Here is an 11,855-nt window from a genome sequence, read left to right on the forward strand (position 1 = left end):
TAGGCAGAACTGATTTTATCCCTAATTTAGCGACGCATAATTTAACCGGACATTGATATCATGAAAATGAAGCGTTTTATTGTAGGCATCGTGTTGTTTGCCGTGGCAATGGGGATACAGGCAAGCGAACGGAAGAAGTATAATTTCAACAGCGACTGGCTGCTGAAGATTGGAGATATGGAACGGGCAGAGTCGCCCAAGTATGCGGATGGAGATTGGGAGAAGGTGACGCTTCCCCATGCGTTCAATGAAGACGAGGCTTTCCGCGTAAATATAAAAGACTTGACCGATACCATTGTGTGGTACCGCAAGCATTTCCGCCTTCCGGCAGAGGCAAAAGGGAGGAAGGTGTTTATCGAGTTTGAAGGGGCACGCCAGGGCATCGACCTGTATGTGAACGGGAAGCTGGTGGGACAGCACGAGAACGGGGTGATGGCTTTCGGATTCGATCTGACACCTTATATTCATTCGGGAGAAAATGTGATTGCCGCCCGTATTGACAACGACTGGGATTATGCGGAGCGGTCTACGGGCGTGAAGTACCAGTGGAGCGACCGCAATTTCAATGCCAACTACGGCGGTCTGCCCAAGAACGTATGGCTACACGTGACCGGAAAGGTTTATCAGACCCTTCCGCTTTATAGCAATCTGAAAACGACAGGAGTGTATGTCTATGCCGAAGATATCCGGGTACAATCGCGTAAAGCCGTTGTGCATGCCGAGTCGGAAGTGAAGAACGAGACAAAGAAGGCGCAGACGGTAGGTTATGAGGTAGAGCTGCTGGACCGTGACGGCAAGCTGGTGAAGCGTTTTTCGGGTAAAGAGCAGACGGTTCCGGCAGGCGGCACAGCAATATTGTCTGCTGAGGCGGAAGTGGGCGGACTGCACTTCTGGAGTTGGGGATACGGATATCTGTATACCGTGAAGACCGCTTTGGTAATTGATGGGAAGAAAACCGACGAGGTGGTGACGCGTACCGGATTCCGCAAGACCCGTTTTGCCGAAGGCAAGGTGTGGCTGAACGACCGGGTGATTCAGTTGAAAGGCTTTGCCCAGCGTACCAGCAACGAATGGCCTGCCGTGGGCATGTCGGTTCCGGCATGGCTGAGCGACTATAGCAACGGGCTGATGGTGGAAGGCAATGCCAACCTGGTGCGCTGGATGCATGTTACGCCCTGGAAACAGGACGTGGAGTCGTGCGACCGTGTGGGGCTGATTCAGGCGATGCCGGCAGGTGACGCTGAAAAAGACTGTACAGGCGTGCGTTGGGAACAGCGCAAGGCTGTGATGCGTGATGCCATTATTTATAACCGCAACAATCCGAGCATTCTTTTCTACGAGTGCGGCAACGAGTCCATCAGCCGTGAGCACATGCTCGAAATGAAAGCCATACGTGACCGGTACGATTATCATGGAGGCCGTGCCATCGGTTCGCGCGAGATGCTGGATATCCGTGATGCGGAATACGGGGGCGAAATGCTTTACATCAACAAGAGTGCGCACCATCCGATGTGGGCGATGGAGTATTGCCGCGACGAGGGATTGCGTAAGTATTGGGACAATTATTCGTATCCGTTCCATAAAGACGGTGAAGGGAATACGGCATATCATTCGGCTGCTACGGGCAAGACCCAGAAGCATGCCGATGCCAGTGTGTATAACCGCAACCAGGATTCGTTTGCTGTAGAGAATGTCATCCGCTGGTTCGATTATTGGCGCGAGCGTCCGGGGACGGGGCGGCGTGTCAGCTCAGGCGGTGCGAAAATCATCTTTTCGGATACGAATACCCATTTCCGCGGGGTGGAAAACTATCGCCGGAGCGGAGATACCGACCCGATGCGCATCCCGAAAGACTCGTACTATGCCCATCAGGTGATGTGGGACGGCTGGGTAGATACGGAACAGCCCCGTATCCATATCGTAGGGCACTGGAACTATGATGCCGGTACGGTAAAGCCGGTATATGTCGTTTCGAATACAGACAGTGTCGCCTTGCTGGTCAATGGAAAAGCGGTGGAAGGCGTTCACCGTGACTATCATTTCCTGTTTACCGCCGACAGTGTGGCTTTCGAGGCAGGAACCCTGGAGGCTATTGGATATAATGAAGGCAAGGAAGCGGTGCGTACCCGTCTGGAAACAGCAGGCGAACCGGCTGCAATCAAGCTGGCCGCCATTCAGAACCCGGACGGCTGGAAAGCCGACGGTGCCGATTTGGCTTTGGTGCAAGTGGAGGTGGTCGATGCACAGGGGCGCCGTTGCCCCTTGGCAAATGACTTGATTCATTTCACCTTGGATGGGCCTGCCGAATGGCGTGGAGGCATTGCGCAGGGACCGGACAATTATATCTTGTCGGAAGACTTGCCGGTGGAGTGTGGCGTGAACCGTGTGCTGTTGCGTTCGCACACCCGGTCCGGACGAATCGTGCTGAAAGCCGAAGCCAAGGGATTGCAGCCTGCCGAACTGGCACTTTCAACCGAAAGCATAGAAGTGGAAAATGGGTTGAGCACATATATACCGGGAGATTGTCTGGCAGGCAGGCTTACCCGTGGCGAAACGCCGGATACGCCTTCTTATCGTGACCGTGCTGTAGATGTGGCGGTTCTCTCTGCCCGGGCGGGAGCTCATACCGAAAAGGCAGGCAACAGTTTCGATGATAACGAATTGAGCGAGTGGCGGAATGACGGGAAAGCTTCTACCGCCTGGATTACTTACCGGTTGGAACGCATTGCGCGGATAGATGAAGTCTGCCTCAAGCTGACGGGCTGGCGCATGCGCAGCTATCCGTTGGAAATCTATGCCGGAGACACGTTGGTATGGAGCGGCGAAACCGATAAGAGCCTGGGTTATGTGCATCTGAATGTGAAGCCAGTGCCGGCTTCGGAGATAACCATCCGCCTGAAAGGCAGCAGTAAGGAAGACGATGCATTCGGCCAGATAGTCGAGGTTGCCGCACCGGTGGCGAACGAACTGGACTTGTTCAAGGCAAAGGGCGGTGCCGAGACCGGACATGAGCTTCGGATAGTGGAAATAGAATTTAAAGAACATCTGAACCGTTAAAGGACATAGCTCCTCTGGAGAAGATTATCCTCTTCAGAGAAGCTGTATATTTTTGTTAGGTAGGTTTTTATGAATAAAAGCGTATGAAGAAATTAGTATTGGCAGGGATGGCGGTATGCATGGCGTGGATAGCCTATGCGCAGCCTGCAGGCGAAGTGTCCGGACTGGACAAGAAGCTGTTTGACAAGTATTGGAAAGTAGAGTCGGAATCTCCGGATTATGAAGTTTCATTTTCGGGAGATACATGTGAAATTCTTTCGCCTAAAGGATTGACTTTATGGCGGAAAGAGAAGATGAGTGGAAATGTCGTAATCGAATATGATGCTTGTGTGGTGGACGAGGGGAAGCCGGGTGACCGTTTGAGTGACCTGAATTGTTTTTGGATGGCATCCGATCCGCAGGCAAAAGATATCTGGCAGCGTATGGACTGGCGTCAAGGGGAGTTCTTGAAGTGTTATTCGCTACAGCTTTATTACCTGGGCTATGGAGGCAATTACAATTCTACAACCCGTTTCCGACGGTACGATGGCAATCAGGCTGGGGTGAGCGATGCAGCCCAACGTCCGGGCATCCTGAAAGAATATACCGACCAGGCACATTTATTGAAAGCCAATAAATGGTACCATATCAGGCTCGTTAATAAAGGAAACCGGGTGCAATATTATATTGACGGAGAACGGTTGGTGGATTTTAACGATCCCCGTCCGTTGGCTGAAGGATGGTTTGGATTCCGTACAACTCTGTCACGGACCCGGATTACGAATTTCCGTTATTCTTACCAGTCGGCGCAGGAAACGGCACGGCTTCATTGGGTAGGTGATGTGCCTTCTCAAGCCAGTAGCGTCAGTTGGGGTGTACCTTTCCGCCAAGGGGAAGTGCAGCCCGGCACAACCTTGCGTTTACAGACCGATGATGGTAAGACAATTGCTTCCGATGTATGGACTACAGCCTATTGGCCCGATGGTTCGGTAAAGTGGGCGGGTATGGCAGCAGTAGTTCCGGGCAATACTTCCGGCTTGCAGGTAGTTCCGGTTTCTTCCAAAGAGGCAGATGCATCGGATACAGCTTTGCAGGTAGAAGAGAGTGTTCACGGAGTGAAGGTGTCTACAGGAGTTATTACCGCTTATATACCACGTTCGGGTGCTTTTTTTATTGACAGCTTATTTTATGGCAAGGTGAAAGTAGGCGGAAAGGCAGACTTGATAGCATCGGTACAAGATAAGCCTTCAGGAGAAGACTCGGACGAATTTCATGTCCATCGGTTCGCTACCAAACTTTGTCGGACGATGGTAGAACGGGTAGGCAATGTCCGTGCTACCATTAAGTTGGAAGGAATGCTTCGGAATGAAGAACGGGAATGGTTGCCTTTCGTTTTGCGCCTGTATTTCTATGCAGGTAGCGAGCAGATACGCATGGTACACTCTTTTGTATTCGATGGAGACCAGGATAAGGATTTTATCCGTTCGCTGGGTGTGCGTTTCAGTGTGCCCATGCGTGAGGAGCTATACAACCGTCACATTGCTTTTGCTTGTGCCGATGGGGGAGTATGGTCGGAGCCGGTACAGCCTTTGGTAGGAAGAAGGATATTGACTTTGGCAGGTAATGATACGTTGCAACAACAGCAGATGGAGGGCAAGCGGATTCCTGCTTATGAAGAGTTTGATGAAAAAAACCGTACCTTGATAGACCATTGGGCGGCATGGGATAATTACCGTTTGTCTCAACTCAGTGACAATGCTTTTTCTATCCGCAAAAGGGCATTGGCAGACCGTCCGTGGATAGGCACCTTTACTGGTACACGTGCAGAGGGATATGCTTTTGCTGGTGATGTTAGCGGAGGACTTGGTGTATGCCTGCAAGATTTCTGGCAGGCTTATCCGGCTTCGCTAGAAGTACAGCATGCCCGTTCTTCCGAGGCATCGCTGATAGCATGGTTGTGGAGTCCGGAAGCCGAAGCCATGGACTTGCGGCATTACGATAAGGTGGCACATGATTTGAACGCCAGTTATGAAGATGTACAGGAGGGGATGAGTACTCCTTACGGCATAGCCCGTACGCATACGCTTACACTGGTTCTGCAACCGGCTTACCCGGGAAAGAAGGGCATAGCTGACAAGGCACATCTGTTGGCACAAGCTGCTCCGTTGCTTTGTACGCCAGAATATCTGCACGCTTGCCGGGCTTTCGGTATTTGGTCGTTGCCTGACAGGAGCACGCCGGCACGCAGCATGGTAGAAGACCGCCTGGAGTCTTATCTTCGTTTTTATCACCATGCCATCGAGCAGCACAAATGGTATGGCTTCTGGAATTATGGCGACTTTATGCATGCTTATGATGCGGTCCGCCATACGTGGCGTTACGATGTGGGCGGTTTTGCATGGGATAATACCGAACTGGCCTCCAATATGTGGTTGTGGTATAGTTTCCTGCGTACAGGCAAGTATGATATATGGAAGATGGCTGAGGCAATGACTCGTCATACAACCGAAGTGGATGTGTATCACATCGGTCCGAATGCTGGATTGGGAAGCCGTCATAATGTCAGCCATTGGGGATGTGGAGCCAAAGAAGCACGTATTAGCCAGGCTGCATGGAACCGTTTTTATTATTATCTGACAACCGATGAACGGAGCGGTGATCTGATGAGTGAAGTAAAAGATACCGAGCAGAAACTTTATACTCTCGACCCGATGCGGTTGGCTGAGCCGCGCAGCAAGTTCCCTTGTTCGGCTCCGGCACGTTTGCGCATTGGTCCCGACTGGCTGGCTTATGCAGGCAATTGGATGACAGAGTGGGAACGGACCCGTAACGTGGCCTATCGGGATAAGATTGTGACGGGTATGAAAAGCATTGCTTCGCTCCCTAACGGTATGTTTACCGGTAACAAAGCATTGGGCTTCGACCCCGCTACCGGAGTTATTACGTACGAAGGAGACCCGACGCTGAAAAACACCAATCACTTGATGACCATTATGGGAGGTTTCGAAATTATGAACGAGATGCAGGACATGATTGAGATACCTGAGTTTAACCGGGTATGGCTGGAGCATGCGCGCGACTTTAAGCAGTATAATCATTTCCGTATTTGCCGGCTGACAGCATACGCTGCCTGGCACCTGTATGACCCGAAGCTGGCTGCTGAGGCATGGGAGGACCTGTGGAGCAGGAAGAAACAAAAGCTTTCCCCAGTGCTGGAAATCAAGAGAATGGCACCTCCCGAAGCTCCTGTTCCGCTGGATGAAGATACCTCCATCAGTACCAACGATGCAGCTTCGTGGAGCCTGGATGCTATTTATATGCAGGAGGTGATTCCGCAATAACTAAGAAACTGTTCACATAAATTCAAAACAGTTTCTGAGAGATACAAGGTGTCCCAGTTTCTGAAACCGATACAAAAAATATTGGCTTCTGACTTCCAGTCCGCCTGGCGGGCGATAATGTCTCTAACTCTTTTTTAACTCCAGATTGGCATAAATAAACAATAAATGCATTATGAAAAAAAGAAACTTGATTTTGACTTGTCTGTGTGCCTTACCCTTTGTGGCGGTGATGGCTACAGAGCGTATCTACGAAAGGGTGCCGGTGGAAGCACCTTTCCCGATGGATTCGGTCACGTTGTGTTCATTTCCCGAAAAAGATTTTGTGATAACGCGGTATGGGGCTGTAGAGGGAGGAGAGAAGATAAATACCCGTGCTATAGCAAAGGCAATAGAAGCATGTAACCGTGCCGGAGGGGGCAGGGTAGTAGTGCCTGAGGGGGAATGGCTGACAGGTCCTATTCATTTAAAAAGTAATGTCAACCTGCATTTGCAGGAAGGTGCGGTATTGCGTTTTAGTGACAATCCAGCCGATTATCTTCCGGCGGTGATGACTTCGTGGGAAGGGCTGGAGTGTTATAATTATTCTCCCTTGGTATATGCTTTCGGGTGTGAAAATGTAGCTATTACGGGGAGCGGTACACTGGCACCCAAGATGGATACGTGGCGGGTATGGTTCAAGCGTCCGCAGGCTCACCTGCATGCATTGGCACAGCTGTATTCCATGGGCTCTACGGATGTACCGGTAGAGCAACGTCAAATGGCACAGGGTGAAAATAACCTGCGTCCGCACCTGATTCATTTCAACCGTTGTAACCATGTGTTGCTGGACGGGTTCAAGATCCGGCAAAGCCCATTTTGGACCATTCACCTGTATCTGTGCAACAGCGGTGTGGTGCGTAACCTCGATGTTCAGGCACACGGACATAACAATGATGGTATCGACTTCGAGATGAGCCGTAATTTTCTGGTAGAACATTGTACCTTCGACCAGGGAGATGATGCCGTGGTCATCAAGTCGGGACGTAATCAGGATGCCTGGCGCCTGCATACTCCATGCGAGAATATTGTGGTCCGTCATTGTGCCATCCGCAAAGGGCATGTGCTGCTAGGTATCGGAAGCGAGATGTCGGGTGGAGTGCGGAATATTTACATGCACGATTGCACAGTGCCCGAAAAGGTGCTCAGGCTGTTCTTCTTGAAAACCAATCACCGCAGAGGAGGCTTTATTGAAAACATCTACCTGGAAAACATTGAGGCGGGCGATATGTTGCGTGCTTTCGAAATAGATACCGATGTGCTTTACCAGTGGAAAGACCTGGTGCCCACGTATGAGCGGAAGCTGACCCGTATACGGGGAATTTATATGAAAAACGTGCATTGTAAGTCGGCGGATGCCATCTACGAATTGAAAGGTGAGGCCGAAGAGCCTATCCGGGATGTCTTTATCGAGCAAGTAAAAGTAGACACCGTGCGCCAGTTCGTCAACCGGATACATCATGTGGAAGGATTGCACGAGAATGGTGTCTCTTACGATGTGTTGTTGCGGAAATAATTGAGCCTTGCCACGCAACTATATGCGTGGAGGTGTGATAATAGTTGCAGGGCATGGGGCATACAGGTGCGTCGGATGTTCGATTGATAATCTGATGTTCGTATAGCAGATTGCCTGGAGAACGATATCCCGGTGTACAGACAAAAGTAAACCTCCTCATCCGTCGGTACACCGGGATTTGTTGCCGTTTGGGATATCCGGGAACTTGGATGTACACGATTTTATAGGATTTTGCATGATTATCTATGTAGAGGATGGTATATTTTTCCTAATTTTGAAAATAAAAAACACGTATGAAAAGACAAATGCTGCAAAGCGTCATGGCGTGCCTGCTGGGGATAGCGGGTATGTCTGTATCTGCCCAAAATCAAGTGGCAGCTCCGATGAAAGATGTCAATCAGGTGACCGACCTTACCTTGGACAGCTTGAACAAGGCAAATACCGTGCGTCCCGTTGCCGGGTCCAGCCGGAAGGGAGACAATCCGGTATTGTTTCTTGTGGGAAACTCGACTATGCGTACCGGTACTTTGGGTAATGGGAATAACGGCCAGTGGGGCTGGGGGTATTTTGCCCACGAGTATTTTGATGAAAACAAGATTACGGTAGAGAACCATGCCTTGGGTGGAACCAGTAGCCGTACCTTTTATACCAAGTTGTGGAAAGACGTATTGAAAGGTGTGCGTAAAGGTGACTGGGTCATTATCGAACTGGGGCATAATGACAATGGTCCGTACGATAGCGGGCGTGCCCGTGCATCAATTCCGGGCATAGGGAAGGACACACTGAATGTGACTATCAAGGAAACTGGTGAAAAAGAAACTGTTTATACCTATGGTGAGTACATGCGCCGGTTTATCCGTGAGACGAAAGCGAAGGGTGCCCATCCCATCTTGTTCTCACTTACTCCGCGCAATGCGTGGGAAGATGCCGACAGTACCATTATTACGCGTGTAAATAAGACTTTCGGGTTGTGGGCAAAACAGGTGGCAAAGAAAGAGCACGTACCCTTTATCGACCTGAACGAAATATCTGCCCGTAAGTTTGAGAAGTTCGGTAAGGAAAAGGTGAAGACGATGTTCTATCTGGACCGTATTCATACCAGCACCTTCGGGGCACGCGTAAACGCAGCGTCTGCTGCCGAAGGTATCCGTGCCTGCAAAGGACTGGAGCTTGCCAAGTATTTGAAACCGGTAGAAAAAGATACGGTGACAGGTGCAAGCCGTAAGGAAGGATGTCCGGTATTGTTTACCGTAGGCGACAGCACGGTGCGCAATCAAGATGAGGATCCCGATGGACAATGGGGTTGGGGAAGCGTGATTGCTGAATTGTTCGACTTAGACCGTATTACGGTAGAAAATTGTGCCAAAGCCGGGCGCAGTGCACGTACATATCTGGAAGAAGGACGCTGGGACAAGGTGTACAATGCTCTCCAACCCGGTGATTTCGTCTTGATTCAGTTCGGACATAACGATGCAGGTGACATTCATACCGGAAAGGCACGTGCCGAACTGCCTGGAGCTGGCGATGAAAGTAAGGTTTTCTTGATGGAAGCTACCAAGCAATATAATGTAGTTTATACCTTCGGGTGGTATCTCCGTAAGTTTATCATGGATGCCAAGGAGAAAGGAGCCATCCCGGTTGTGTTGAGCCATACGCCCCGTAATATGTGGGATAATGGAAAAATCCAAAGCAATGCTTCTTCATTCGGTAAATGGACCCGTGAGGCAGCTGAAAGAGCCGGTGCCTATTTCATTGACCTGAATAAGATAACGGGAGATAAATTGCAAAAGTTAGGTTACGAAAAAGGATTGAAAGAAGTGATGCCTTATTTCTGTAAAGACCATACGCACACTTCGCTTAAAGGTGCGCGCCTGAATGCGAAGAGCATAGCCGAGGGGTTACAACAGACTGATTGTGCATTGAAAGAATACTTGAAATGATTAATAATTAACAATTAATAATGGTGTGTTTCACCACAGAGAATACAGAGGCACACAGAGTCTTTTTAATTTACAATTTGACAATTTCCTATTTTGATATGAAACGTATTTCGTCAATCGGGAAATAGTAAATATATAATTCTTCTGTGTGACTCTGTGTCTTCTGTGGTGAGGAGCCTTAAAAACGAAGAACCATGAAAAGAGAAGCTTTTAAGATGTATTTGAAGCCTGGATGTGAGGCTGAGTATGAAAAACGCCATGCTGCCATTTGGCCCGAAATGAAAGAATTGCTGGCGAAAAACGGTGTGTTCGATTATTCCATTTACTGGGATAAGGAAACTAATATTCTTTTTGCGTTTCAGAAGACGGAAGGTGAAGCTGGTTCGCAAGATTTGGGCGCACAGGAAATTGTGCAGAAATGGTGGGACTATATGGCAGATATTATGGAAGTGAATCCGGATAATTCGCCTGTATCTGTGCCTTTGAAGGAAGTCTTCCACATGGACTGATTCAATGAAAAATGAAGAACGAAGAATAAAGAATAGGTTTGTGGCTTATTTTTTATTCTTCGTCCTTCATTTTTTATTCCTCATTGAAAATAGGTTCCTCGGTCTGCTGTGGGGTGCGGTAAAACAATACGGCACTGTCATTGGAACGGGGATGTTGCTGTTTCAGCAAGCAAATCATTTCGGCACCAGCCCATATAACCGGTCCATATCCGTGAGCGGCATACACATTAACCGGCCGGTAATAATAGAATGCCGGGTCAAATCCCATACCGGTACCTACGCATACTCCTTCTACTTCACCTTTTTCGTTAATGGCAGATGATACGGCGTGCCATCCCAGTTGTACTACCGGTCCGTAAGCCATGGCATCAATCCAGCCTTTATTGATGGCATGTGCCATGCAATATACATAGAGGGCAGTAGCGGATGTTTCCAGATACGAATCGTTGCGGTCGAGTAGTTGATGCCAGAATCCGTCTTTGCTTTGGCAGGCGGCAAGTCCGCGTACATGGGCACGGAGCAGATTCAGAATGTCTTCGCGTCCTTCGTAGTTTTCGGGCAGGACGTCAAGCACTTCACACATTGTCAGAATTGCCCATCCATTGGCACGTCCCCAGTGGAATGCCGGATGGTCTGTCATGCCTTCTACCCAGCCGTGGCGGAACAAGCCTTTTTCGGATACGAACATACGGTCGGCAAACTGGCGGATTTGTTTGACTGCTTCATCATAATATGTCTGGCGTTTGCTTTCATCATAGCTTCCCATGAGTGCAACGGCAGGGATACCCATGAACATATCGTCCAGCCATACGCTATTGTGATAAGGACGGTTGCGGGCAAAGGTTCCATCGTCCAGCCTGTATTCCTTGTTGATGATAAAGTCGAAATAATTGTCAATCAAGTCATCTACGGGCAGCTTGGCACCTTTCAGCTGCGCTTTGAGCATGGCGGCACATACGGCTCCTGCGTCATCCAGTGCCTTGGGCATTAAGATTTGGCGCATCTGTGGGTCGATGTCCCCTTCTTTTTCGTATGCTTTCCGGAAGTAAGGTGCCACTTCGGCAAGAAACCTGAACCGTTCGTATACATAGTCTTGATAAGCTTTGTCGCCGGTTGCCTCGTAAGCAGCTTGCATGGCGGAATAAGTTACTCCCCATTCGTAGCTGGCAAGACGGAAGGCTCCGCGTTCCAGTTGGGCATGTCGGTCTATCCGTGCATAGTCGGTGATGCGTTCGCCTGTGCGGCTATCTGTCACGTGGGTGGGCGTGTTTCCTTGCAGGTAACGTAAAACGCGGTCCATGTCCTGTTTGATATCATCGGCGGAGACGACTCCATAGCCTACCCGATAGGCGGGTTTGAGCAGGTGTAAAGGAGTGTTTGAATCATTGACCGGTTGCCCGTTTTCTTGTGCCGAGGCAATGCCTCCCAGGAAGAGGCATGCCAGTAATGCGGTGTTTCGTGTAAATGCGTTCATGTT

General features: G+C 49.7%; 6 protein-coding genes. 5 read left to right on the plus strand and 1 reads right to left on the minus strand.

Annotation, left to right across the window (positions count from 1 at the left end):
• The first annotated feature begins 60 nt into the window (after positions 1–60).
• The 5 genes from B5G04_RS07845 (at position 61) to rhaM (ending at position 10,378) form a co-directional block, all read left to right on the plus strand.
• Positions 61–3,057: a sugar-binding domain-containing protein gene (locus B5G04_RS07845; protein WP_087396599.1), complete on the plus strand. Its 2,997-nt coding sequence runs from the start codon at positions 61–63 to the stop codon at positions 3,055–3,057.
• A gap of 83 nt (positions 3,058–3,140) precedes the next feature.
• Positions 3,141–6,377 carry a DUF6250 domain-containing protein gene (locus tag B5G04_RS07850; RefSeq protein WP_087396601.1) on the plus strand — a complete coding sequence of 1,079 codons (3,237 nt, stop codon included), beginning with the start codon at positions 3,141–3,143 and terminating at the stop codon, positions 6,375–6,377.
• 229 nt (positions 6,378–6,606) lie between these two features.
• Complete coding sequence (locus B5G04_RS07855; protein ID WP_225226445.1) at positions 6,607–7,929, plus strand: glycoside hydrolase family 28 protein; 1,323 nt, start codon at positions 6,607–6,609, stop codon at positions 7,927–7,929.
• Between the two features lie 293 nt (positions 7,930–8,222).
• Positions 8,223–9,869, plus strand: a complete 1,647-nt coding sequence (locus tag B5G04_RS07860; protein WP_022039942.1) for a rhamnogalacturonan acetylesterase — start codon at positions 8,223–8,225, stop codon at positions 9,867–9,869.
• A 194-nt stretch (positions 9,870–10,063) separates the two neighbouring features.
• Complete coding sequence (gene rhaM, locus B5G04_RS07865; protein WP_022039940.1) at positions 10,064–10,378, plus strand: L-rhamnose mutarotase; 315 nt, start codon at positions 10,064–10,066, stop codon at positions 10,376–10,378.
• Positions 10,379–10,451: 73 nt separating this feature from the next.
• On the opposite strand, the gene B5G04_RS07870 is transcribed toward rhaM, so the two are convergent.
• The gene (locus B5G04_RS07870; RefSeq protein WP_087209608.1) at positions 10,452–11,852 is read right to left on the minus strand and encodes a glycoside hydrolase family 88 protein; all 1,401 of its coding nucleotides are present in this window, start codon (positions 11,850–11,852) and stop codon (positions 10,452–10,454) included.
• Positions 11,853–11,855 lie beyond the last annotated feature (3 nt).

It is taken from the genome of Bacteroides sp. An51A (genome assembly GCF_002161565.1).
In the GTDB taxonomy this organism is placed as follows: Bacteria; Bacteroidota; Bacteroidia; order Bacteroidales; family Bacteroidaceae; genus Phocaeicola; species Phocaeicola intestinalis.